General features: G+C 69.2%; 17 protein-coding genes. 7 read left to right on the top strand and 10 right to left on the bottom strand.

Annotated features, from left to right (window positions below; genetic code table 11):
- Positions 1-147 precede the first annotated feature (147 nt).
- The 6 genes from flhB to AC0IZJ_RS06640 are packed head-to-tail and all read left to right on the top strand — an operon-like array spanning position 148 to position 7984.
- Positions 148-1323 carry a flagellar biosynthesis protein FlhB gene (flhB, locus tag AC0IZJ_RS06665; RefSeq protein ID WP_471847919.1) on the top strand — a complete coding sequence of 392 codons (1176 nt, stop codon included), beginning with the start codon at positions 148-150 and terminating at the stop codon, positions 1321-1323.
- Positions 1320-3410: a flagellar biosynthesis protein FlhA gene (flhA, locus tag AC0IZJ_RS06660; protein WP_471847917.1), complete on the top strand. Its 2091-nt coding sequence runs from the start codon at positions 1320-1322 to the stop codon at positions 3408-3410. Before flhB ends, flhA begins: the two co-directional genes overlap by 4 nt.
- Positions 3407-5074 carry a flagellar biosynthesis protein FlhF gene (gene flhF / locus AC0IZJ_RS06655; RefSeq protein ID WP_471847915.1) on the top strand — a complete coding sequence of 556 codons (1668 nt, stop codon included), beginning with the start codon at positions 3407-3409 and terminating at the stop codon, positions 5072-5074. The genes flhA and flhF overlap by 4 nt, the downstream gene beginning before the upstream one ends.
- Positions 5075-5082: 8 nt before the next feature.
- The gene (locus tag AC0IZJ_RS06650; protein WP_471847913.1) at positions 5083-5862 is read left to right on the top strand and encodes a MinD/ParA family ATP-binding protein; all 780 of its coding nucleotides are present in this window, start codon (positions 5083-5085) and stop codon (positions 5860-5862) included.
- Positions 5863-5882: 20 nt separating this feature from the next.
- Positions 5883-6596, top strand: coding sequence for an RNA polymerase sigma factor FliA (locus AC0IZJ_RS06645; RefSeq protein ID WP_471847911.1), 714 nt, complete (start codon positions 5883-5885; stop codon positions 6594-6596).
- Positions 6597-6637: 41 nt separating this feature from the next.
- Positions 6638-7984, top strand: a complete 1347-nt coding sequence (locus tag AC0IZJ_RS06640) for a methyl-accepting chemotaxis protein (RefSeq protein WP_471847909.1) — start codon at positions 6638-6640, stop codon at positions 7982-7984.
- Here the strand turns inward: AC0IZJ_RS06640 and AC0IZJ_RS06635 are convergent.
- Genes AC0IZJ_RS06635 through AC0IZJ_RS06620 form a run of 4 tightly spaced genes read right to left on the bottom strand, consistent with a single transcriptional unit; the run spans position 7974 to position 13096 of the window.
- Positions 7974-8645, bottom strand: a complete 672-nt coding sequence (locus AC0IZJ_RS06635) for a substrate-binding periplasmic protein (protein ID WP_471847907.1) — start codon at positions 8643-8645, stop codon at positions 7974-7976. The genes AC0IZJ_RS06640 and AC0IZJ_RS06635 overlap by 11 nt on opposite strands.
- On the bottom strand, positions 8642-10489 hold the full coding sequence (locus AC0IZJ_RS06630; RefSeq protein WP_471847905.1) for a GGDEF domain-containing protein: 1848 nt from the start codon (positions 10487-10489) through the stop codon (positions 8642-8644). Before AC0IZJ_RS06630 ends, AC0IZJ_RS06635 begins: the two co-directional genes overlap by 4 nt.
- A 2-nt stretch (positions 10490-10491) precedes the next feature.
- Positions 10492-12717 (bottom strand): putative bifunctional diguanylate cyclase/phosphodiesterase, encoded by a 2226-nt coding sequence (locus AC0IZJ_RS06625; RefSeq protein ID WP_471847903.1) that lies wholly within the window; start codon positions 12715-12717, stop codon positions 10492-10494.
- A 10-nt stretch (positions 12718-12727) separates the two neighbouring features.
- On the bottom strand, positions 12728-13096 hold the full coding sequence (locus AC0IZJ_RS06620) for an Hpt domain-containing protein (protein ID WP_471847901.1): 369 nt from the start codon (positions 13094-13096) through the stop codon (positions 12728-12730).
- Between the two features lie 143 nt (positions 13097-13239).
- Between AC0IZJ_RS06620 and AC0IZJ_RS06615 the strand changes: the two genes are divergently transcribed.
- Positions 13240-14568: a sensor histidine kinase gene (locus AC0IZJ_RS06615; protein ID WP_471847899.1), complete on the top strand. Its 1329-nt coding sequence runs from the start codon at positions 13240-13242 to the stop codon at positions 14566-14568.
- Between the two features lie 148 nt (positions 14569-14716).
- On the opposite strand, the gene AC0IZJ_RS06610 is transcribed toward AC0IZJ_RS06615, so the two are convergent.
- From AC0IZJ_RS06610 to flgJ, 6 genes are all read right to left on the bottom strand, one after another.
- Entirely contained in the window at positions 14717-15316 is a 600-nt protein-coding gene (locus AC0IZJ_RS06610; RefSeq protein ID WP_471847897.1) for a response regulator, read from the bottom strand.
- 8 nt (positions 15317-15324) lie between these two features.
- Positions 15325-17763, bottom strand: a complete 2439-nt coding sequence (locus AC0IZJ_RS06605) for a PAS domain-containing sensor histidine kinase (RefSeq protein WP_471847895.1) — start codon at positions 17761-17763, stop codon at positions 15325-15327.
- A 100-nt stretch (positions 17764-17863) separates the two neighbouring features.
- On the bottom strand, positions 17864-19045 hold the full coding sequence (locus AC0IZJ_RS06600) for an EAL and HDOD domain-containing protein (RefSeq protein WP_471847893.1): 1182 nt from the start codon (positions 19043-19045) through the stop codon (positions 17864-17866).
- A gap of 333 nt (positions 19046-19378) precedes the next feature.
- Positions 19379-20677, bottom strand: a complete 1299-nt coding sequence (gene flgL, locus AC0IZJ_RS06595) for a flagellar hook-associated protein FlgL (protein WP_471847891.1) — start codon at positions 20675-20677, stop codon at positions 19379-19381.
- Between the two features lie 145 nt (positions 20678-20822).
- Positions 20823-22802, bottom strand: coding sequence for a flagellar hook-associated protein FlgK (gene flgK, locus AC0IZJ_RS06590; RefSeq protein WP_471847889.1), 1980 nt, complete (start codon positions 22800-22802; stop codon positions 20823-20825).
- 20 nt (positions 22803-22822) lie between these two features.
- On the bottom strand, positions 22823-23701 hold the full coding sequence (flgJ, locus tag AC0IZJ_RS06585; RefSeq protein WP_471847887.1) for a flagellar assembly peptidoglycan hydrolase FlgJ: 879 nt from the start codon (positions 23699-23701) through the stop codon (positions 22823-22825).
- Position 23702 lies beyond the last annotated feature (1 nt).

Genomic DNA, 23702 nt, shown 5'->3' with positions numbered 1-23702 from the left:
CCGCGCACCGCGCATTCCTCCACAGCCCGCCGTCGGTGACGTGTCAGGGCTGGGAACAGGCGGTCAAGCACCCCGCTTTTCTCGCTCAAGTTTTGGGGGCCACCTCGAACAATTCGGTCCAGCGCCTCGAATGGGGCGAACCACGCCATGGCCGACCAAGACGCACAGGACCGCAACCTACCCGCCTCCCCCAAGAAGATCGAAAGATCCCGGGCGGAGGGCCAGCTGCCGCGTTCGCGCGACCTGCCGCATTTCGCCATGATGGTGGCCGGCGGGGCGGCGCTGAGCTTCGGCGGGCCGCAGATCATCGACAAGCTCAGCCGGATGATGAAGACCGGCCTGCACTTCGATGCCGCGCTGCTGGCCAGGCCTGGCTTCATGGGCGAGCGCCTCGTCGAGATGACGCTGGCGTTTGCCCTCGTCATGGGTCCGATCGCCGCCGTGCTCGTCATTGCCGGCATTGCCGCCAACCTGGCCAGCGGCGGCTGGAACTGGACGATGAAGCCCATGGCGCCCAAGTTCACGCACCTGAATCCGCTCACCGGACTGGGCCGTCTCGTCAGCGGCCAGGGCCTGGGCACGGCGCTGAAGGCGGTGCTGCTGGCCCTGGTGCTGGGCATCGTCGGCGCCATGGTGCTGAAAGACCGGCTGGCGGCCTATGTGAGCATCATGTCCGTGCCGCTGCCGTCAGCCCTGGCCTATGCCGGCCAGCAGCTGATGGGGGCGCTTGGCCTGCTGGGCATTGCGCTGGCGCTGTTTGCTGCCATTGACGTGCCGCTGCAGCGCCAGCTCTGGCTGCGCCGCATGAAGATGAGCCGCGAAGAGGTCAAGCAGGAAATGAAGGAGGTCGAGGGCAACCTCGAGGTCAAGGCCAAGATGCGCGCCATCATGCGCGAGATGGCCAAGCGCCGCATGCTGGCCGCCGTGCCGCAGGCCGACCTGGTGGTCATGAACCCGACCCACTACGCCGTGGCGCTGAAGTACGAGGAAGGCAAGATGGCCGCGCCCAAGGTCATCGCCAAGGGCGCCGACCTGCTGGCCATGAAGATCCGCGATCTGGCCAAGGAATCGAAGGTGCCGGTGCTGCAGCAGCCCGTGCTGGCCCGCGCGCTCTACGCCCACGCCAAGGTCGATCACGAGATCCCTGCCGCGCTGTTCGGCGCCGTGGCCCAGGTGCTGGCCTATGTCTACCAGCTGCGCGCCGCGCTGGCCTCGCGCAACGTCGCCAGGCCCGATGTGCCGCACCCGCACGTGCCGCCAGAACTCGACCCGCACAACAAGCCAGGCTGGGCTCCCGAGCCTGACGAGGACTTTGCCGAATGAACCCGTTGATCCACAAGCTGCAAGGCATGCTCGGCCCGCGCGCGGGCATCATCGCGGCGCTCGGCGCGCCGGTCGCCGTGCTGCTGATCCTGTCCATGATGGTGCTGCCGCTGCCGCCCTTCCTGCTGGACCTGCTGTTCACTTTCAACATCGCGATGGCCGTGATGGTGATGATGGTGGCGGCCCACATGGTGAAGCCGCTGGACTTCGCGGCCTTCCCGAGCGTGCTGCTGCTCACCACGCTGATGCGCCTGTCGCTGAACGTCGCCTCCACGCGCGTCGTGCTGCTGGAGGGACACACCGGCACCGGCGCGGCCGGCAAGGTCATCGAGGCCTTCGGCCACTTCCTGATCGGCGGCAACTTCGCGGTCGGCCTGATCGTGTTCGCCATCCTCGTCGTCATCAACTTCATCGTCGTGACGAAGGGCGCGGAGCGCATCGCCGAGGTCGGCGCGCGCTTCACGCTGGACGCGATGCCCGGCAAGCAGATGGCGGTGGACGCCGACCTGAACGCCGGCCTCATCAACGAGGCGGAGGCCAAGCGCCGCCGCGCCGAGCTGGGCGACGAGGCCGACTTCTTCGGCTCCATGGACGGTGCCAGCAAGTTCGTGCGCGGCGATGCCATCGCCGGCATGCTGATCCTGATCATCAACATCGTCGGTGGCTTCATCATCGGCATGGTCCAGCACAACCTCAGCGCCGGCCAGGCGGCCGACAGCTACATCCTGCTGGCCGTCGGTGACGCGCTGGTGGCCCAGATCCCGGCGCTGCTGATCTCGGTCGCGGCGGCCATGGTCGTGTCGCGCGTGGGCACCGACAAGGACATCGGCAGCCAGATCGGCAAGCAGGTCTTCGGCTCGGCCAAGTCGCTGGCCATCACCGCCGGCGTCATCGGTGCGCTGGGCCTGATCCCGGGCATGCCGCATCTCGTCTTCCTGCTGATCGCATCGGGCATGGGCTACCTCGCCTACTGGCTGCGCAGCAAGGAGCAGCAGCTCGAAGCCGCCAAGGCCGTCAAACCCATCATGCCCAGCAGCGAAGGCGCCGGCGAGGCGAGCTGGGAAGACCTGGTACCGGTGGACACGCTGGGCCTGGAGGTCGGTTACCGCCTCATCACGCTGGTCGACAAGAGCAAGGAGGGCGATCTGCTCTCCCGCATCAAGGGCGTGCGGCGCAAATTTGCGCAGGAAGTGGGCTTCCTGCCGCCGCCGGTGCACATCCGCGACAACCTGGAGCTGCGCCCCAGCCAGTACCGCATCTCGCTGCGCGGCGCCGTGGTGGGCGAGGCCGAGGCCTTCCCCGGCATGTGGCTGGCCATCAACCCGGGCCACGCGACGCAGAAGCTGCTGGGCACGCAGACCACCGATCCCGCCTTCGGCCTGCCGGCGGTGTGGATCGAGGAACGCCAGCGGGAGATGGCCCAAATGAGCGGGTTTACGGTGGTTGATTGCTCGACTGTCGTGGCCACCCATCTTTCACACTTGATGCAAGTGCACGCGGCCAAGTTGTTGGGTCGCGTGGAGACGCAGGCACTGGTCGAACACCTCACCAAGCAGGCGCCCCAATTGATCGAAGACGTGATTCCCAAGATGGTCAGCATTGCCTCCCTGCAACGTGTCCTCCAGCTCCTGCTGGAAGAGGGCGTGCACGTCCGAGACATGCGCTCCATCGTCGAATGCCTGGCCGAGCACGCGCCCGGCGTGACCGACCCCGCTGAACTGGCCCGCCGCATCCGCACCCACATCGCCCCGGCCATCGTGCAGCAGATCTACGGCAGCGTGAAGGAGCTGGACGTCATCGCCCTGGAGCCCGAGCTGGAGCGCCTGGTGACGCAAGCGCTGAATTCCCCACACGGTGCCGCGCTGGACCCTGGCGTTGCCGACACCCTCGCCCGCAGCGCCGCCGAAACCGCCCAGAAGCAGGAAGACCGCGGCGTGCCCGCCGCCCTGCTGGTGCCCGACCTGATCCGCGCGCCCATGGCCCGCCTGCTCAAGCGTGCTGCGCCCCGCCTCAAGGTGCTGGGTCACAGCGAGATTCCTGAGACCCACACCATCCGCATCGGCTCCATCATTGGAGGTACAGCATGAACGTCCGCAAATTCACGGCGAGAACTTCTCGCGAGGCCCTGACGCTCGTCAAACAAGCGTTCGGCCCTGACGCTGTCGTGCTGTCGAACAAATCGGTGCCGGAAGGCGTCGAGGTGCTCGCCATGGCGCCGGAAGGCATGGGCCAGATCGAGCAGATGTCCCACAGCGCGCCGCGCACCGTGGCCCGCCCGCCCGTGCAGCAGGCGCCGGCCCAGCAGGCTCAGCCGGCGTCGCGTGCGCCGTTTACCGAGCGCGCCCGGCAGGAACCCAGCTTCGGCGCGCCCGAAGTGCAGGGCGATGTGGAGCAGCTGGCGATGAGCACGCTGAGCTTCCAGGACTATGTGCGCGAGCGCGTGCTGCGCCGCCGCCAGGCCGAGATGAGCGGCCAGCCCGATCCGGTCGCCGCGCGCCCGGCCGCTGCGCCGCAGCCGCCGGCAGCAACGTCGCTGGACGCCGCCCGCGCCCAGCGCGAGCAGCGCGCCGCCGAAGCCATGGCCGCGCTGGCACCCAAGCGCGCCGCCGTGCCTGCCCAGCCACAAGCCCGCCAGGCCCGCCCCGTACCGCCGGTGCTGCGCGACGAGATCCGCATTCCCACCGCCGCCACGGCCGCAGCCACCCAGCAGCGCAACGTGCCCCAGCTCAGCGGCATCGGCGCCGAACCCCAGCCGCTGCCCGGCCAGCCCAACGCCAGCCAGCGCAACCAGATGGACATGGCCTCCGAGCTGCGCCAGATGCGCGGCCTCATCGAAGAGCGCTTTTCGTCGCTGGCCTTCATGGAGAAGCTGCAGCGCCAGCCCGTGCAGGCGCGCCTGACGCAGAAGCTGCTGGAGCTGGGCTTCAGCCCGGCCCTCGTTCGCAAGCTGGCCGAGAGCTGCCCCTCCGACTTCAAGGCCGGCTCGCCCACCGACCCGGCCGACGAGACCGCCTGGGCCGCCCACGTGCTGTCGCGCAACCTGCAGACCGACGAGGCCGCCCCGGCCATCGAGGACCGCGGTGGCGTCTTCGCGCTGATCGGCTCGACCGGCGTCGGCAAGACGACGACGACCGCCAAGCTCGCAGCCCACTTCGCCACCAAGTACGGCGCGGGCCAGCTCGGCCTCATCACGCTGGACGCCTATCGCATCGGCGCCCACGAGCAGCTGCGCGCCTATGGCCGCATCCTCGGCGTGCCGGTCCACACCGCGCACGACCGCGCCTCGCTGGACGACCTGCTGGACCTGCTGTCGAACAAGAAGCTTGTGCTGATCGACACCGCCGGCATGGCCCAGCGCGACAGCCGCACGCAGGAGCTGCTGGAGATGCTGGCCCACCCCAGCATCAAGAAGCTGCTCGTCATCAATGCCGCCCAGCAGGGCGAGACGATCGAAGACGTTGTCAGCGCCTGGAAGGCCGCCGCCTGCGAAGGCGTGGTGCTCAGCAAGCTCGACGAAGCCGTCAAGCTCGCCCCGGCGCTGGACACGCTGATCCGCCACAAGCTGAAGGTGCTGGGCGTGGCCAACGGCCAGCGCGTGCCAGAAGACTGGCACCGCCTGCCCAGCGTGGGGCTGGTGCAGCGCGCGCTCAAGGGTGCCGCCTCCGGTGCCTGGCGCATGGACAACACCGATGTGAATCTCATCTTCGCCGGTGCACCGCTGACCGACGCAGGCCTGCGCGCCATCCACTGAACACGACGATGCTCGAAGACCAAGCCCACGGTTTGCGCCGCTTGTTCGCGGCATCCAAGACGCGCTTCGTGCCCGTCGTCAGCAACCCGCGCGTCATGGGCGCCGGCGTGTTGCTCGAAGGCCTGTGCGCAGCTTTTGCCGAGCTGAACCTGCAGACGCTGGTGGTGGACGCTGGCGAGCATTCGCCGCAGCCGTCGGAGCTGGCGCAGGTGGACCTGTCCAACTGCATCGAGCGCCTGTCGCCCAAGGTGTCCTACCTTGCCGCGCGCGGGTTGCCGCTGCGTCATATCAATGCCAACGGTTCGGCCGCTGCTTTCCTGGACGCCGTGGCCGCCGCCGCGCCCGGGGCCGACGTCATCCTGCTGCACGCGCCTGCCGCCGAGCTGGCACGCATCGTCGCGCAGCGCGAGGTGCGCCCGCTGCTGCTGGCCGACACCGACCCGCACAGCGTGACGGAAGCCTATGCAGGCATGAAATGGCTCACACAACGCGCGGGGCTGATGGTCTACAGTCTCCTGATGGCCTGCCACCCCCAGCTGCGCGTGGCCACTCGCATCGCGCAACAGCTTCATTCCTGCGCCGACGGTTTCCTCGGCGCGGTGCTGCGCGATTGGGCCTGCCTCGACCCCCGTGCATCCCAACACGCGCCGCTCACGCCCGAGCTTCGCCACCTGGCTCGCGAGCTGCTGCTCGCCGCGCCCCCGGGAGCCGCGCTGGACGCCGCCTCCGACGCGACCCCGCTGCGCCCGGCGCGCATGATGTCCAACTCGTTGATCGCAGCGCATTGATCTCGTCGCCGGAGCTGACCATGTACACGCCCAAAGGCCGCCTCGACAACAGCACGCTGATCAAGCAGTACAGCCCGCTGGTCCGACGCCTGGCGCATCAGATGATCGCCAAGCTGCCGGCCAATGTGGAGCTGGACGACCTGATCCAGGTTGGCCTGATCGGCCTGACCGACGCGCTGTCGCGCTTCGACATTGAGCAGGGCGTGCAGTTCGAGACCTTCGCCACCCAGCGCATCCGCGGCGCCATGCTCGACGAGCTGCGCGGCGGCGATTGGATGAGCCGCGGCACGCGCCGCCAGCAGCGCGAGATCGAGACGGCCGTGCACAAGGTCGAGCAACGCCTGGGCCGCGCGCCGCACGAGGCCGAGATTGCCGCCGAGATGGGCCTGACGCTGGCCGACTACCAGGATCTGCTCGGCAAGGTGCGCGGCACCCAGCTCGTCTATCTGGAAGACATGTCGGGCGACGACGGCGACGACAACTATCTCGACCGCCACGTTGCTGACGACAACGCCAACCCGGTCGCCCAGCTGCAGGACCACCGCATGCGCGAGGCGCTGGTGGCGGCCATCAAGAACCTGCCCGAGCGCGAGCAGTTCGTGATGAGCATGTATTACGAGCACGACATGAATCTGAAAGAGATCGCGGCCGTGCTCAAGGTCACGGAGTCGCGTGTCTGCCAGCTGCACAGTCAGTCCATTGCAAGGTTGCGCGTTAAGCTGCGTGACTGGTGATTTGCGGGGCTGAGCCTCGCTAGAAAAGCGGGGACAAACGCATGTTCGGATGGATCAAAGGTGGAGGCTCGTCGACCGTGGTGTCGCACGAGGAGCCGGTCCGCCGCGATGACAGCGCGGCGCTGAACGTCGTCAAGCGCCTCGCCCGCTCCATCTCCACCGTCGGCAAGGATGCTGCGGAAGTGCGCGGTGCTCTTGAAGACACCCAGCGCATCGTGCAGGTGCAGGGTCAGGCCATGCAGGCCCTGGCCCAGCAACTCAACCAGATCGGCCAGGCCCAGGCAGCCATCGCCACCGCCACCGCCCAGAGTGCCGCCGCCGTGCAACGCGCGCGGGGCGCGTTGGGCGTCGTCGGTGGCGAAGTCGTAGGCATGGCCACGACGCTGGCCCAGGTGTCCGACGCGGCCGCCGAGATCACCAAGATTTCGCTTCAGACCCGGCTTGTCGCCTTCAACGCGGCCGTCGAGGCCAAGCACGCCGGCGACGCCGGCCGCGGTTTTGCCGTGGTGGCGGAGGCCGTCAAGGCGCTGGCTGGCCAGGTCGAAGGCTCGTCCAAAGCGATCATCAAGGCGATCACGAGCCTGCAGGAGCGCATCGATCGCTTCAGCACCGAGCTGACCGAGAACGGCAAGAACCCCAGTCAGATCCACGCCGCCTTCCACGAGGTCGAGCAGGACGTGCAGCGCATTGCCGCGTCCGCCGCCGAGAGCGGCCAGCAGATGAGCCTGCTCAACGAGCGCGCCCATGAGCTGGAGCGCGAGGTGTCGGAGGCCAGCCACGGCCTGAAGGTGGCCTTCGATGGCAGCGACCGTTTCCTGCGCATGTCGGAGGAGCTGATCGAGCAGATCGCCGAAAGCGGTGTCGAGGTCGACGACATGCCCTTCATCCGCGCCGCCCAGGCGGCCGCAGCGGAGATCAGCGAGCTGCTCGAAGACGCGCTGCGCAACGGCCAGATCGGCCAGGCCGACCTGTTCGACGAGAACTACCGCGCGGTCGATGGCACCAACCCGCAGCAGCACACGACGCGCTTCTGCCAGTTGACTGACAAGCTCTTCCCCGGCGTGCAGGAGAAAACGCTGGCCTTCAGCGACAAGATCGTCTTCTGCATCTCGGCCGACCGAAACGGCTACATCGCCACGCACAACCGCAAGTACTGCCAGCCCCAGCGCCCGGGCGATACGGTCTGGAACACGGCCAACAGCCGCTACCGCCGCATCTTCAACGACCGCACCGGCCTCGCGTCGGCGCGCAACACCCGGCCCTTCCTGCTGCAGACCTACCGCCGCGACATGGGCGGTGGCCGCTTCGTGCTGCTGAAGGAAGCCGCGGCGCCCATCGTCGTCAATGGCCGACATTGGGGCGGCCTGCGACTGGCGTTCAATTTTTGACGGACAGCCGGATCTCCTGATTCAGCAGTTCCAGCCAGGCTTCCGCCTGTGGGTGGTGCTTGGCGATGGCCATGAAGGTCAGCTTGATCTCCAGCGGCGGTGCCTGCCAGCGCACGTTGTCGGCCTGAAGCGGCTGCCTGGCAAGCTGGAATTCAAAGCTGGCCCGCTCCGAGAGCACCGCATCGACGCGGCCCCGGCGCAGCATTTCCACACCGGGCCGTGTGTCGACCAACTCATGCAGCTTGAAGCGTCCAGCCTGCACGGCGGGCGGCAGGTAGGAGCCGCGCTGGTAGGCCACCGTGGCGTGCGGCGGCAGTGGCGTCTTGCGATCGGCCTGCACGAAGAAGCCCAGCTGCATGCGCGCCACGGGCAGGGAGTAGCGGAAGAGCGCGTCGCGCTCCTCGTTCCGCCACAGCGTCATCAGCAGGCAGTCGCCATTCTTGGCCATGGCGAAGGCGCGTACCCAGGGTACGTGCACCGTGCTCACGGTCAGTCCGCCCGCCGCGAAAGCGCGCCGGGCCAGCGCCGTCAGGCTGCCGCCGTCCTCCAGTTCGGCGCTGACATAGGGTGGGAAGTCGGTCACGCACAGCGGCACGGCCGTCTGTGCGGAGGCAGCGCCTGCGGCGGCGGTCAGGCCTGCAAGAGCGACGGCCCGCTTCACTCGGCGATGCAAGCCCGGTTCTTGCCCGTGTGCTTGGCCTCGTAGAGCGCCACGTCGGCGCGGTCCAGCGCGGCCTCCAGCGTTTCGCCGGCCCGGTACAGCGTGACGCCGGCCGAGAAGGTCACGAAGACGTCCTTGCCCTCGTGGTTGAAGAGCGCCGACGACAGCGAGCGCTGCAGGCGCACCAGCACGGCCTGGGCCTCGTCCAGCGGCGTGTTGGGCAGCATCAGCACGAACTCCTCGCCGCCGTAGCGCGCCACCATGTCGCCGGGACGCAGGGAGGCCTGCGTGCGCTCGGCGAGCGACTTCAGCGCGATGTCGCCTGCGTGGTGGCCCAGGCTGTCGTTGAGCTTCTTGAAGTTGTCGATGTCCAGCAAGGCCAGCGCCACGCGCGTAGCATCGCGCTCGGACTTGGCCTGTTCCAGACGGAAAGCCTGGATGAGGCCGCGGCGGTTGGCCACCTGAGTGAGCTGGTCGGTGTGAACCTCATCCGACAGCCGGCGCAACTCGCCTTCCAGTTCATCCACGCGTTGTGTCAACGCGGCGGCGCGGTCGTGTTCCAAGGTCAGGCGCTGCTGTGTCTGGGCGACCAGACCTTGCACACTGCGGCTCTCCTCGACCATCTCGCGCACGGTGCCGGTCAGGCTCTCCAGCGAGTCGGCCTGCTCGATGGCCTCGGCATAGCGGCCGACGCTGGTCTGGAAGCGGTCGGTGTGCTGGCCCAATTCGCCCAGCTCGGTCAGCATGCGCTGGATCAGGCCCTTGAGGGAGTCGCGCGCCTTGGAACGCTCGTTGCGCAGCGTGCGCTGGCGCTCACGGGTGCCGCTCAGCAGTTCGGACACCGTGCGCACGCCCCGGCCCGACAGGCCTTGCGCCAGCGTCTGGTTCATCGCCTCTGCCTGGCCGCGTGCCCAGGAGTCGTCCTCGGCCAGGTCGACGAGGCTGCCGCTCAACTCGCGGCACAGGCCGCCGAGTTCGTCGAAGAGATGGCGGCGGTGGTCCAGCAAGTGGCGGGCGCGCAGGCAGAGGGCCGCCATCTGCGTGGCGCGCTCGGGGCTGGCGCCGCCGGCCTTCAGCTCGGCCTGGGCGGCGTCCAGCTCGCGCAACAGCACGTCGGCCGGTGTGGCCTCGGTCTGCGGCGACCGCAACGCATGGCGCACGGTGCTGTTGAGTTCGCTGCCAATGTCGAGCCAGTGCGAGCTGGTGTCGACGGGGGGCGGTGTGTCGCGCAGGTCGGTTCCGCTCAGCTCGCCAAAACCCGTGCTCTCACGAAATCCGGTCTCGGCAAAGGCGCTGTCGACGAAGAACTGGCTCGGCGTGCCGCCGTCGTCGTCAGTCTCCACCTCGCTGCCGTCGCCGTCCTTGTCCCAGCTGGCAATCAGCTGCGACAGGCGCTTGACGAGCTTGGTCGCATCGCTGCGGCCGAGCTCCAGCACGCGGGTGATGCCGTCCTTCTTGCGCGCCAGCGTCCAGTGCTTGCCGCCACGCTCCAGGCCGCGCACCAGGCGTTCGATGGCCTGCACCAGCGCCTCGGCCTGGGCGCCCGGGCCGGCGGTGTCGAGCAGCTTGTCCACCTGCCGCTGCAGCTCGTCGAAGCGCTGTTCGCGCAGGGACGCCTGCAGCTCCTGGCGCGGCGCGCCCGACGGCAGGGCCAGGCTGATGAGCTTGGACATCAGTTGCTGCACCCGCTCGGGCACGGCGCCGTTGGCGGCAGGTGCAGGCTCGCTGCCGGCCTCGATGGCGTAGGCGCGCGAGTAGTTTTCGGGTGTCGGTTCCAGCCGGGCCTGGGCCAGGCGTTGCAGCGCGGCCTTGGCGAGCTGCGCCGGGGGTAGCGTGGAGCGCATCGCTAGCGTTGGCCGCCGCCGCGGGTCGCGTCAGTGCTGCCGTCGGCCTGCGTGATCCAGGGCGCCTTGCGTGGCAGCACGGTCTGCGCGATCCAGCGCTCCAGTTCATCGGGCGGCAGGGCCTTGCTGAACAGGAAGCCCTGCATCAGTGAACAGCCCAGGCGGTGCAGCACCTCCATCTGCCGCAGCGTCTCCACGCCCTCGGCGATGACACGCAGGCCCAGGGCCCGCGCCAGCGCAATGATGGCGGTGACGACGGCCGAACTCTGCGGCGTGATGCCGAGGTCGCGCACGAAGGTGCGGTCGATCTTCACTTCAGAGATCGGCAGCGTGGTCAGGTAGGCGAGGGACGAATAGCCGGTGCCGAAGTCGTCGATGGAGATCTCCACGCCCACTTCGTTCAGGCGGTGCAGAGACGGGATGACGTTCTGCAGGTCCTTCATCAGGTTGTTCTCGGTGATCTCGAGCTGGATGGACCGGTGCGGCACGCCATAGGCGCTGACGCACTGGTGGATGTGCTCAACGAGATCGGTGCGCTCGAACAACCGGCTGGGCAGGTTGACGGCGATGGAGTCGGCAAAGCCGAACTGCAGCGACCACAGCTTGGCCTGGCGCGCGGCCTCCTTCAGCGCCCATTCGGACAGCGGCACGATGAGGCCGGTTTCCTCAGCCAGCGGGATGAAGTCGGCCGGCGGCACCAGCACGTTGCCGCGCTGCCAGCGCATCAGCGCCTCGGCGCCCACCATGCGGGCGGCGCGCACGTCGATCTTGGGCTGGTAGTGCAGCACGATCTCGTTGCGCTCCAGCGCCTTGTGCAGCGCGCTTTCCAGCTCCAGCTTCTGCTTGCCATGGCCGGCAAGCTGCGGCGAGTAGACGGCCGAGGCATTGCGGCCCTGGCTCTTGACGGCGTACATCGCCACGTCGGAGTTGCGCAGCAGGTCGGCCATCGTCTGGCCGTCGCGCGGGTAGATGGCAATGCCGACGCTGGCCGTGACAAAGCATTCCTGACCGCCGACGAAGATAGGCTCGCGCAGGGCGTCCAGCACGCGGTCTGCGACGCGCTCGGCGTCGCGCTCGTCCGCCACTTCGGGCAGCAGGGCCACGAACTCGTCGCCGCCCAGCCGCCCGACGGCCTCCAGGCCGCGGTGGCTGCGGTTGCCCAGGCCTTCGAGCACGCCCTCCATGATCTGGTCGGAATGGCGCACACAGCTGCGCAGGCGCCGGCCGACCTCGATGAGCAGTTCGTCGCCTGCGGCGTGGCCCAGGGTGTCGTTGATGACCTTGAAACGGTCCAGGTCGATCAGCAGCAGCCCGACCTCATGGCCGCTGCGGCGTGCGCTCTCGATGGCGCGCTCGACACGCCAGATCAGCTGGCGGCGGTTGGGCAGGCCGGTGAGGGCGTCGAAGTGGGCGAGCTGGCGGATGCGGTCTTCGGCCTGGCGGCGGTCGGTCACGTCCTGCAGGATGCCGGTATAGCCGCTGACGCCGCCTTGCTCGTTGAACTCCGGCTCAGCCTCGACGTGCACGACGCGCTGGCGGCCGTCGGGCAGCGTCAGCGGCAGGTCGGTGATGAGCACCGAGGTGTGGGCGATGACGTCGCGCAGCAGGCGCAGGAAAACGTGGCGGTCGTCGGCCGGCACCATGCGCATGACGCTGATGAAGTCCAGGCGGTCCTGCGGGCCGCGGCCGAATACGCGCAGGCCTTCGGCGGAGATGGCGAAGCTGCCGGAGAGGTCGCGCCGCCACTCGAAGCTGCCCATGCGGGCCAGATCCTGGGCGCGCGCCAGCTTGGCCTTGCTGCGCTCCAGTTCATGCCGGGTGCGCGAGCTGCGCAACAGATAGCGCAGGCGGCCGTCCAGCAGGCTCCATTGCGGAGACTTGACGAAGAAGTCAGTGGCACCGGCCTGGTAGGCGCGGTTGATGGAGGCCTCGTCATCCAGGCCGGTGAGCATCAGCACCGGCAGGGACTCGAAGCCCGGCGTGGCCCGCAGCAGCGCGCAGGTCTCGAAGCCGTCCAGTTCGGGCATCAGCGCATCCAGCACGACGACGTCGGGTGCGCGCACCGAGAGCTGGGCCAGCGCTTCGGTACCGCTGGGCGCCTCGGTGACATCGAAACCGCGCTCGCGCAGGGCCGCAGCGGTCAGCAGCAGGTTGACCTCGTCGTCGTCGACGAGCAGCACGCGGGGCCGCGATGGCAGGTCGTCGAGGGCTTGACCAGTGGGCTGCATGGGCTGGGCTTCAGAGCAGCGCGGCGAGGGCCGTGCGTACCTGTTGGATGTCTTGGAGCATAGCGTCCAACTGTTCGGAGAGGCCCTCGCTGCGACCCTCGCGGGCCAGGGTTTCGATGTCGGCGCAACGCTGCGACAGCGCCATCGCGCCCAGGCTCGCCGACGAGGACTTCAGCGTGTGGCTGACGTGACGCACGACGCCAAGGTCGAGGGCCTCGCCTTCACGGGCGCGGGCCAGGTCGGGCAGCAGGCGATCCAAGGAGCCGGAGAAAGCCGCCACGACACGCTCCAGCAGCTTGTTGCCGCCGGTCGGGTCGAGCTCGCGCAGGCGTCGGATCGCCTCGGGGTCGAGCAGGTCAGCGGGTGCAGAGGCAGTCATGAGTGGCGAGGCGCTCGGTAGCACTGCAAATGTAGCTCGGGCGGGTAGGGGGCGCTGCGCGACTAAATGCACACATTTGGCGCCGTGCACACGGTGGTGCATATGCACCTGAGCGCTCGGAAGCGCTGCCTACAATGACTTGCATGAAGAGCCTCAGTGACGACAGCGCAGCCTCGCGCCGCCTGAAGCGGCGGCTGCCGATGCGGCTGCTGGTGCTGGGTCTGGCCGGGGTCGCACTGCTGATGCTGGCACTCGGCACGCTGGTGGTGCTGGCCCTGATGCGCGTGTGGGGTGGCGAGGTTGGCCTGGTGCATGCGGCACTGGTGCTGACGGCTTTCTTCACCGGAGTCCTGGTGCTCGTCGCCGCAGCGCTTGGATGGCATGCCGGCGTGCGCCTGACCCGCCAGCGCCTGGCCGAACCGCTGCGTGAGGCGCGCCAGCAGTTGCTGATGCAGGCCCAGTTGCAACGCGACTGGCAATGGGCCACCGACGCGACGCACCGCCTCGTGCGCTGGCAGGCGCCGCAAGGCGCGCCGGCGTCGAGCTGGATGGGCGCCGGTGCGGGCACGCAGCTGCTGTGGGAACGCTTCGCGCCGGCCGAGCCAGCAGCGCAGCTGCGCGAGCGCCTGCACGCCCACCAGTCGTTTGCCGAGCTGGAGCTGGCTGCTGTCGACGGCGATGCGCATTGGTGCCTGCGCGGCCTTCCCTGCATCGACTCGCACGGTCATTTCGCAGGTTATGTCGGCACGGCACGGCCGCCCGACACAGCGGCGGCGCCTGCGGGCGCGCCGGCCCAGCCCGATCTGGCGGCCGAGCATGAGTCGTTCAGCTACACGGTCTCCCACGACCTGCGCGCGCCGTTGCGTGTCGTGGAGGGCTTTGCGCGGATCCTGAAAGAGGACTACGGCGCCCGTCTCGACCGTGTCGGCAATGACCACCTCGACCGCGTCATGAGTGCCAGCGCGCGCATGAACAGCATGATCGACGCGCTGCTGTCGCTCAGCCAGCTGTCGACGCGGCCGTTGGCGCGCCAACCGGTCAATCTGTCGCAGCAGGCCGCCTATGTGATGGAAGAACTCAAGCGCAGCGCGCCGCAGCGCGAGCTGGTGCTGGACATCGAGCCCGATCTGACGGTGCAGGGCGACCCGACGCTGCTGCGCATGGTGCTGGAGAACCTGCTGGGCAATGCCTGGAAGTACAGCGCCAAGGCACCCTGCACCGAGATCCGTTTCGGCAGCGTCCAGCAGGACGGGCGGCGCGTGCTGGTGGTGTCGGACAACGGCGCAGGCTTCGACATGCGTTTTGCCGAGCGCCTCTTCGGCGTCTTCCAGCGTCTGCACAGCGCCAGCGACTTCCCCGGCACTGGCGTCGGCCTGGCGCTGGTGCGCCGCATCGTGCGGCGGCACGGCGGCGACATCTGGGCCGAGTCAGCCGTGGGCGAAGGCTCGCGCTTTTACTTCACCTTGAGTTGAAGCCCCTCGTCCAAGGATTACCTTGGCCGGTCCCCCGAGGGGATGGCGATGCTCGCGGCTTTGAGCCCCGAGCACATCGCCAGCCCGGGCCGGCTTGGGAGCGGCCCGGCGCTCGGCCCGCAGGGGCACTACGGCCGCGAATCGTCGATCAGCGCTGCCCTGGCCGGGCCAGCAGCTCCACGGCATCGATGATGCGCCGCGCCTGCTCGGGCACGCTGTGGCCGTCGGCGGCGGCCAGGCTCAGCAGGCGGGACAGGGCCTCGTCGCGTGGCAGCGAGTAGCGGTGCATCAGCACGCCGACAGCCACGGCCGTGGGGTCGAGCAGGCCAGGTAGTTCGGACGGCGGGGCGACCGGCGCTGCAGCAGGCGCCGGAGGCACGGGGGCCGAGCGCGCGAAGGCAGCCTCCACGGCGGGCACGATCTGCGAGATGTCCAGCGGCTTGACGAGGTAGGCAACGGCGCCCAGCTCCTTGACCTTGGCCACCGTCGCCTCGTCGGCGAAGGCGGACAGGAACATGAAGGGCGTCTGCAGGAACTCGCGCAGGTAGGCGGCGACGTCGAAGCCGGTCAGGCCTTCCATGCGGATGTCGAGCAGGGCCAGCTCGGGCCGGTGCTCACGCGCGAGCAGGATGGCGTCGTCGCCGTTGTCAGCGTCTATGACCTCGAAGCCGGCCTGCGTGAGCCCGTAACTCAGCGTCGCCAGCACCAATCTGTCGTCATCGACGACCAGAATCTTGCCCTTGCTCACCGTGCCCCTCAGAAATTTGGTTTTGTCGCCGGATTGTGAACCACGCTGGGTGGAATCAGTTCCAGCCGGCAGACGACGTCCTCGCCCACCTGCTCCAGACTGAGGATGGCACTGCGCCGCGGCAGCAGCGCGCGCACCAGGCCCAGGCCCGAGACGCCGCTCTTGACGTTCTGCAGCGCGAAGCCTTCGGGCAGGCGTCCGGGGTTGACGATCTCGACCGTCACGCCGGTCGGGTCGCAGATGAGCTGGCAGCGCACCTGGGCTTCGTTGCCATGCTTGAGGGCGTTGCCCAGCAGCTCGTTGAGGCTGAGCGCGATGGGAATGGCCTCGGCCTCGGGCAGGCACCAGTCGTCCATCAGGGCGGCGCCCTCGGCCGCACTGGTGATGACGCGGCCCTGCATGCGCTGCACCGAGCCGACGATGGCGTCGAAGACGCGCTTGAGCAGCAGCGGGCCGGTGGCACCCACCTGCAGGCCGTAGACCTGGGCGATGGCCTGCACCTGGCCGACGGCCTCCTTCAGCACCCCGGCCACCTCGGGCCGGCGCACGGCGATCTGCTGCAGCAGGCCGGCCACCCCCTGCAGGTTGTTCTTGATGCGGTGGTGCACCTCGCGCACCAGCAGCTCGCGCTGCGAGATGGCGGCCTGCAGGCGGGCCTGCTCGGCGGCGCGCTGTTCGGTGACGTCGCTGGCCACCATCAGCAACAGCTCCGGCGAATCGTTGCCGGCGGCCAGGTGCAGCAGGCGCGCGTCCCAGATGCGCGTGACGTGGCCGGCCGGAACGTGGTACTCGCGCTGCACGACGGTCTGCGACGCCAGTGCCTCGCGCATGTCCTCCACCACCTTGGCGCCTTGTTCTGCGCCGAACAGCTGCACCGGCGTGCCGCCCAGCAGCGCGGCCTCCGGGCGGCCGGCCAGCGTGGCGGCGGCCTGGTTGAGCTTGACGATGCGCAGGCTCTGCGCCTCGTGCAGCGTGATGGCGAGCGGCGCGCCTTCGATGATGCGGGCCAGGGACGCCTGCGCCAGGCGGCTCTGCGCCTCGGCCTGGCGGCGGCGGTCGATGTCGAGCAGCGCGTAGGTGGTTTGCGTCTCCCCGTTCTCGCGCGGCGTCTGCACCGCGTTGCCGATGACCCAGAACTCGCGTCCGTCCCGACCGCGCAACCGGCACTCGAACACGTCGGCGCCCGGCTCGGTATGGAAGGCGTGCCCGTCGTCCTCGGGCGCGAGCACGCCCATGGGCTGCCCCAGCACGTCGTCCAGCTCGCAGCCGAACATGCGCCGCGCCGAGCGGTTCATCCACTCGATGCCTTCCGGGCCGACGGTGACGATGCCCACCAGCACCGAGTCCAGCACGGCGCGTTCGCTCTCGGCGCGCAGCAGCAGCGCGTTCTCGGCCTGGGCCTGGGCGGTCACGTCCAGCGTGACGACCGAGGTGGAGCGCCGCCCGCCGGCCAGCAGGCCCGGCGCCACGCGGGTCAGCAGCCAGCGCCGGCCCAGCTCCGGGTGGCGCACGGCATAGCGCACCTCAATGGCATCGCCCTTCTTGAGCGCACGCTGCAGGCGCTCGAACTCGGGCAGCGAGGCCGGCTCGACGATCTCGCGGTTGATGCCCTGCAGCGAGGCCACCGGCTGCTTGGCGCCGGTCTTGAAAGGCGAGCCCTTGCGATGGGGCTTGAGCCAGCCGGCCTCGGGCTGGAAGGTGGCCAGGCCCACGGCGGCCGTGTCCATCAGCGCGTCAAGCTGCTGATGGGCCAGGTCACGCTCATGCAGCGTGCTGTGGTCTTCCAGCTGGGCCAGCAGCATTGCGCGGCCGTTGTTGCGCCACAGCCGCAGCCGCGCCTGCAGCCAGCGGTGCTGGCCTTGCGGGTCGACGAACTCGGCCTCCATGACCAGGGACGGGTCCTGCAGGCGCTGGGCCGTCAACGCCGGCAGCGGCGCGCCGCGGTGCCAGCCGAGCAGGGCCTGCAGCAGATCGGGCAGATCGTTCAGGTTGCGTGGCGAGCCGGGGCAGAGGGCGTCGAAGGCGGCGTTGCGGCGCAGCAGCGCGCCACTGCTGGCGTCGGCCAGCGCCGCGGGCTGGGGCGACAGGGCCAGCCATTCGACCAGCGGCGGCTCACCGCCTTCAGCCGCGCTCAGGTGCGCGTGCAGCAGCCAGTTGGGGCGGTCGCGCAGCAGGTGCAGCGTGGCGCGCTGGCCGTCGGCGAGCTTGAGTGGTGGCGCGGGCGGGGCGAGGCGGCCGGCGTCGATGGCCCGGGCCGCCTCGCGCAGCCAGGTCTCCAGGCGATTGCCCGCGGCTTGGCGCAGCAGCCGCCAGCCTTCGGACGCGTCGCCGCCCAGCCACTCGCGTGCGGCCGGGTTGGCACGCAGCGCGGACAGGTCGGCCCGCAGCGTCAGCACCGGGTCGCTGACGAGGTCGAGCAGCGTGGCAGAGGCGGGCGAGCCGAACATGGTTCAGCCCTGCGCGAGCCGGCTCACTGGTGCACCCTTCGGCCTGCGGCCTGACCCGCCAGGCGGGAGCGAGCTTGCTTGGGGCGGCCCGGCGCGGCGCTCATTCGAGCTGGGTCGCCTTGTTCAGCGCGCGCAGCACGCAGGCGTTGATCTCACCGGCGCTCAGCATCAGCGCATCGGCGCGCTCGCGGTAGTCGAACACGCTCTCTGCCTCGATGGCGCGCACCAGTTCGAGGTAGGGCAGGAAGGGGCCGGTCTCGTCGACGAGGGCCTGGCGCACGCGCTCGGGCACGGGGATGCTCTGCAGCAGCTTGTCGAAGGGCGCCTTGAGCATGTGGTCCAGCAGCGAGAACAGGCCGCAGATGAACATCTCGTCGCGCTGCTCGCGCTCGCTCATGCCCTGGGCCAGCTCTTCCATCAGCAGGCCGCGGCGCACCGCGCCGTACATGATGGGGCGCATGCTGTGGTCCTTGCTGGCCGTCGTCAGCAGCAGGGCCAGCCAGCGCTTCAGGCGGGCATAGCCCAGCAGCATGATGGCGTGGCGGAAGCTGGACACCTCGACCGGCAGGCCGAAGGCGGCGGAATTCATGTAGCGCAGCAGCTTGAAGGCCAGGCTGGGGTCGCGCTTGAGCGTCTGCTCCAGGCGCTCGACGTCCTCACCTTCGTCGACGCGCGACATCAGCTCCATGATGACCTGCAGGTCGGCCGCGATTTCGGTCTTGGAGCCAACGGTGGGCTCGTAGGGGCCGTCCACGGTCCAGCCGATGACGCTGTGGGCACCGGCCTTGAAGGCAGCGTCCACGGCCTCGGCGCCGCGGATGCCGGCGCAGACGAGTTCGGTGCCGGCCGGCGCGCTCTGGCCGGGCTCCAGCACGACCTGCTTGAACACGGCTGCGACAGCGGCGGGCAGCGGTTCGTTGGGGAGACCCTTGAGCAGGCCGCGGTGGCCGGCGCCCTTGAGCGCGGCGATGGCCTCGGCGTGGGTGGGGTCGGCGGCGATGAAGGCGGGGACCTCGATCTGCGCGGGCTCGGCGGGTGGCTGGGCGAGCAGGGCGGTCAGCAGCCCCTCGCCCTGGGGGCTGATGACGGCGCCTCCCTTGGGGAAGGCGGCGCTCAGCGCGGCCAGCAGTTCAGCGTGGTCGGTCTTGGCGTCGGGCCGCAGCGGCACCAGCGTGAGCCGCGTGCCGGCGATGGCGCGCTGGCGGTCGATGACGGGCGAGTAGCCGAGGGCGATGCCGGTGAGGATGGCGTGATCGAGGGCGGCTGGAGTGTTGTCGGACATGGCGCGGCGCGGGGGCTGGCGGGGAATGCGGCAGTCTGCCACGCCCACCCACTGCCCGTACCGTCAAATCGTGACAGCTTCACGCGCCACCCACCCGCGGTGGCCCTTGGTATTGGGCCGAGCGCCGGGCCGCTCCCAAGCCGGCCCGTCAGGCGATGTGCGAGCGGGACCTTCCCCGCAAGCATCGCCGTCCCCTCGGGGGCTGAGGCCGGACACAGTGCGCCCAGTGGGCGCGATGTGCCTGCCGAAGCGTCGTGGCGCAAGCCGCGACGCGGTCCCAGGCCAGTCGCGCCGGCGTTCAGCGGCGCGACTGGACGAGGGGCGTCATCTTGTTCAGGTGATGTACTGGAACAGCGACATCTTCTGCACCATCGCGTAGGTCTTCAGCGCCGTTTCATAGCCGCTCTGCTGGTTCTGGAAGTCCGAGATGCCCTGCACCATGTCGAGGTCCTCCGCGGCGCTCTTCTCGGCTTCGCTGTACTGCTTGAGCGCGGCCAGGCGGGTCTCGGTGCCGTCGAGGTTGTTCAGCCGCTCGCCGACCTGGCTGCGTGCGCTTTGCAGATTGCCCATCACGGCGTCGAGGTTGCGAATGGCGACGGCGTTGCCCTGCGTGACCTGGTTGCGGGTGCGCTGTGGTGTGTTGAGGTCGACGATGGCCTTGTCCAGCGCGTCGAAGAGCTTGAGGCTGCGCGTCGAACCGGCCACCGCGAAGGCGTCGCCGTCGCTGGGCGTGCCCGACACGATCAGCGCCATGCCGTCGGCCACGATGGCCTCGCCGGGCTTGAAATTGCCGCTGGCAACGACGCCGCCGGTGTCCTGGTCGGTCAGCGAGTAGGTCTGGCTGGGCGAGGTGCCGGCCACGTCGATGCGGTAGTTATGGCCGGTCAGCAGCGCGGGGTCGACGACGCGGCCGCTGTCGATCCAGCCGGAGGCCGGCTTGCCCGACAGCGGGTTGAGTAGCGCCACGGGAGCGCCGGCCGCCGCGCTCGCGCCGGGGTCGATGAGCTGCACGGTGGGCTTGCCGGTGACGGGGTCGGGCAGGACGGCGCTGGGCGCGGTCTCGAAGCTGCCGTTGCCGCTGGACGACTGCTCCCAGGCGCTGCGGCCGTCGATGGTGAGCTGGAAACTGTCGAGGTTGCCGGTCTGGATGGTCCCGGACACGCCGACATAGGACACGCCGCCGGACTGGTCCAGGAAGGGCGGGCTGGACGAGCCCTGGCCCGAGAACAGGTAGCCGCCCGAACCATCCGGCCGGTTGGCGATGGAAAGCAGCTGGTCGCGTATGCCTTGCAGCTTGTTGGCCAGGCCCTGACGCTCGGCGTCCGAGTAAGTGGCGTTGCCGGACGCGACCATGGTCTCGCGGGCCTGCTGCAGCAGCTCGTTGGCGTCGCCCAGGGCCGACTCGGCCAGCGTCATGCTGTTGCGGCTGGCCTCCAGCGCGCGCTGGTTGGCCTCGACGCGGCCGATGGACGCCAGCGCCCGCTCGGCACGCGCGGCGCCGGTGGGGTCGTCGCTGGCCAGGGCGATGCGCTTGCCCGAGGTGAGCTGCTCCTGCTGGTTCTGCAGCGCGGTCTGGCGGCGCTGCAGGTTGGCGATGGAGGCGTCGTAGAGGTTGGCGGTAGAGAGCCTCATGACAGTCTCCAAGAATGAACAGGAAATTCAGGGCGCACCGTTCGCATAAGAGTGCACTGCCAAGCAGCACCCGCGGAACCGGCTTTGCCGGGCCGCTGGGTGCGCCCCCTTGAGGGGGAGCGCGAAGCGCTACGGGGGTGGGTCATCATCGAGCAGCGATGCGCATCAATTCGTCGAACAAGGTTTGTGCGGTCTGCAGCACTTTGGCGGCGGCCTGGTAGCTCTGCTGGAACTGCATCAGGCGCGACGCCTCCTCGTCGAGGTTGACGCCGGCCTGGCCGGCGCGGTTGCTCTCGGCGTCGGTGGCGACGGTGGTGGACACGCCGGACAGATAGGTCGCGCTCTGCACGCGCGAGCCGATCTCGCTCATGGAGCTGGCGTAGGCGTCATTGATGGTCGAGCCCGCCGTCACGCTGCCGTCGGGCAGCAACTGGCGGCCGACGAAGGCCTCGCTCTGGATGTTCAGGAAGGCCTTGGCATTGCCGTTGTTCGTCGCGGTGTAGATGGTCTTTGCCAGCGTGATCTGGTCGCCTTCGCGCGGCACGCCGTTGGTGCGCAGCTCGAAGCCCAGGTCAATGCCGGCCGCCGGCTGGTTGCCTAGGGCCTGGCCGGCGCTCCAGTTGCCGTTGAACACGCTGCCGTCGGCCAGCGTCAGCGTGTAGGGCACTGTCCGGGTGGTGGCGTCCGGCGTGCCGAAGGCGATGGTGATGGGCGCCTGGTTGGCGTCGACATTGCTGTTGACCGCGTAGACGCTGTCGATCGTGAGCGTGCCGGTGTTGTTGACGGCGGCGGAGGCGGTCAGCGGCGATGCTGCAGCGATGCCGTTGGGGCTGTCGAGCACGCGGCGCATCTCGACGGCGGCGGCGCCCACGGGTTCGATGAGGAAGCTCTCGCCTGGCACCGGGGCCGACGGGGTGAAGCTGATCTGGAAGCCGTCGATGGTGTCGCCGTCGTTGACGGTACGCACCAGGCCGTCGGTCAGCCGCGTCAGCTCGTAGCTGCCGGGCGCGCTGGAGGTGAGCTTGTAGCTGCTGGCCTGCAGCTGGCCGGCATTGACGATGGTGACCGCCGCGCCGCTGGCGAAGGCGCCACTGGCATCGCGGGTGTTGCTGGCAGCCGCCAGCACGCGCGGTGCCGCGACGTTGAAGATCTGAGCGCCCTGGCCGGGCGGGTTGGACAGGTCCAGGCCAAGGGCGTTCTGGTCGTTGACGCGGGTGCCGATGGCGGCCGCCAGCTGGCCGAGCATGTTGCGGGCGTCCTGCAGGTCCTTGTTCTGGAAGGCGAGCAGGGCACTCATGGAGCCACCGGTCAGCACGCTTTCGTCCAGTGCGCGGTTGAAACCGCCTTCGTTGAGGGACAGCACGGCGCGCTGGGCGTCGTAGGGGTCGGCCGAGACCTGCAGCGCCGAGGCCTGGTTGCCCAGCACCAGGCGCTGCCCGCCGCCGATGAAGACGCCGACAGTGTCGTCGTCGGCCGGCAGCGTCGTCACGGAGACATATTCGCCCAGCTCGGAGATCAGGCGTTCGCGCTGGTCCAGCAGGTCGTTGGGCGTGTGGCCGCTGCCGCGTGACTTGGCGACCTGCTCGTTGACGTTGGCGATCTGCTTGGCGAGCTGGTTGACCACGGTGACCGAGGCCTTGAGGTCGCTGACGACGCCGGCCTGCAGATCGGTGAGCTGCTGGCCGCCGTTGGAGAAGCGCACCGCCAGCTCGCTGGCGCGGCCCAGGGCCACCTGGCGGGCCGAGGGGTCGCTGGGGCGGCTGGTCACGTCGACCATGGCGTTGAGGAACTGGCTGGCCGCGTAGCCCAGCCCGTCGGTGCCGGGCGGGAAAACCTTTTCCATGCGCGCAAGCTGCTCGGCGCGCGTCGCGTCGGCCGAGGCGGTGGACTTGGCAGTGGAGGCTTCCTTGGTCAGGAACTCGTTGTGCGAGCGCACGACGGTCTGCACGTCCACGCCCTTGCCGAAGAAGCCCGCGCCGGTGTACTGGCCCGCCGAGGTCGTCAGCACGACGGACTGGCGCGAGTAGCCGACCGTGTTCGCGTTGGCGATGTTCTGGCCGATGGTCTGCAATGCCGCCTGGTTGGCGAACATCGCGCGGGCGCCGAGGGAGAGCAGGCTGGCCATCGTCTACGTCTCTTTTGTCGTCAGGCCAGCGTGCTCTGCACGCGCTGGGTGGTTTGAATCGTCCGGGCCAGCTTCTCGGCGTAGGCCGGGTCGGTGGCATAGCCGGCCTGCTGCAGGCCGCGCGCGAAGCCGGCGGCGTTGCCGTTCTGGGCCTGCGCCACGACCTTGGCATAGCGGTCGTTGGTGCCGATCAGGCGCGCATAGTCCTTGAAGGCTTCGTCGTAGCTGCCGTAGGCGCGGAACTTGGCCGTCACCTTGACCGCTTGGCCATTGATGACCTCGGTCGTCTTCACGTCGACGGTCTTGCCCGTCCAGCTCGGCGTGGCCTTGATGCCGAAGACGTTGTGGCTCTTCGTGCCGTCGGCGCCGGTGATCTCGCGCTTGCCCCAGCCGCTCTCGTGGGCGGCCTGGGCCACCATGAAGCTGGCCGGGATGCCGGTGGCGGCGGACGCCGACTTGGCCGCTGCGTCGTGCTTCTGGATGAAGCTCTGCACGTGGTTGGGGATGCCCTTGGTGGCCAGCGCCGGCAGGGCCTGGGCCAGGGTCGTCTGGCTGGCTTTCTTCACGCTCTCGGGCGACAGGTCCTGGATGACCATCTGGCGCTGCAGCTGCTTCTGGATGGCCTCGGACAGGCCACCGGGCAGGCCGCTCATCTTGCCGGCGAACTGGGTGTCCAGCATCTCGGTGCCAAGCTGGGTCGCGCTGTTGTCCAGCATGCCGCTGGACAGCGTGGACGCGCGCATGCTCTTCATCACCTCCTGCATGAAGAGCGACTCGAACTGTTTCGCCGTCTCGCGGATGCTGGCCTTGGGGTCGCGTGCGGCCTGGGCCTTCAGCCCATTGAGCGCATCGACGCTGCCGAGGCTCTGGCCGGAAACGGATTGGAAGCTGTTGGCCATG

It is taken from the genome of Roseateles sp. AC306 (assembly GCF_979253795.1).
The sequence above is the reverse complement of the archived record's forward strand: the minus strand, read 5'-3'. Positions and strand labels throughout refer to the sequence as shown.

What these genes read in the sequence shown, in the direction of transcription:
- AC0IZJ_RS06600 (WP_471847893.1), bottom strand. Translation starts at nt 19,045, where the DNA reads ATGTCCGACAACACTCCAGCCGCCCTCGATCACGCCATCCTCACCGGC.
- flgK (WP_471847889.1), bottom strand. Translation starts at nt 22,802, where the DNA reads ATGGCCAGCCTGCTCTCCCTCGGCGCCCGCGCGATGTTCGCCAACCAG.
- flgJ (WP_471847887.1), bottom strand. Translation starts at nt 23,701, where the DNA reads ATGGCCAACAGCTTCCAATCCGTTTCCGGCCAGAGCCTCGGCAGCGTC.
- AC0IZJ_RS06605 (WP_471847895.1), bottom strand. Translation starts at nt 17,763, where the DNA reads ATGTTCGGCTCGCCCGCCTCTGCCACGCTGCTCGACCTCGTCAGCGAC.
- flhB (WP_471847919.1), top strand. Translation starts at nt 148, where the DNA reads ATGGCCGACCAAGACGCACAGGACCGCAACCTACCCGCCTCCCCCAAG.
- flgL (WP_471847891.1), bottom strand. Translation starts at nt 20,677, where the DNA reads ATGAGGCTCTCTACCGCCAACCTCTACGACGCCTCCATCGCCAACCTG.
- AC0IZJ_RS06625 (WP_471847903.1), bottom strand. Translation starts at nt 12,717, where the DNA reads ATGCAGCCCACTGGTCAAGCCCTCGACGACCTGCCATCGCGGCCCCGC.
- AC0IZJ_RS06640 (WP_471847909.1), top strand. Translation starts at nt 6,638, where the DNA reads ATGTTCGGATGGATCAAAGGTGGAGGCTCGTCGACCGTGGTGTCGCAC.
- flhA (WP_471847917.1), top strand. Translation starts at nt 1,320, where the DNA reads ATGAACCCGTTGATCCACAAGCTGCAAGGCATGCTCGGCCCGCGCGCG.
- AC0IZJ_RS06615 (WP_471847899.1), top strand. Translation starts at nt 13,240, where the DNA reads ATGAAGAGCCTCAGTGACGACAGCGCAGCCTCGCGCCGCCTGAAGCGG.
- flhF (WP_471847915.1), top strand. Translation starts at nt 3,407, where the DNA reads ATGAACGTCCGCAAATTCACGGCGAGAACTTCTCGCGAGGCCCTGACG.
- AC0IZJ_RS06650 (WP_471847913.1), top strand. Translation starts at nt 5,083, where the DNA reads ATGCTCGAAGACCAAGCCCACGGTTTGCGCCGCTTGTTCGCGGCATCC.
- AC0IZJ_RS06620 (WP_471847901.1), bottom strand. Translation starts at nt 13,096, where the DNA reads ATGACTGCCTCTGCACCCGCTGACCTGCTCGACCCCGAGGCGATCCGA.
- AC0IZJ_RS06630 (WP_471847905.1), bottom strand. Translation starts at nt 10,489, where the DNA reads ATGCGCTCCACGCTACCCCCGGCGCAGCTCGCCAAGGCCGCGCTGCAA.
- AC0IZJ_RS06645 (WP_471847911.1), top strand. Translation starts at nt 5,883, where the DNA reads ATGTACACGCCCAAAGGCCGCCTCGACAACAGCACGCTGATCAAGCAG.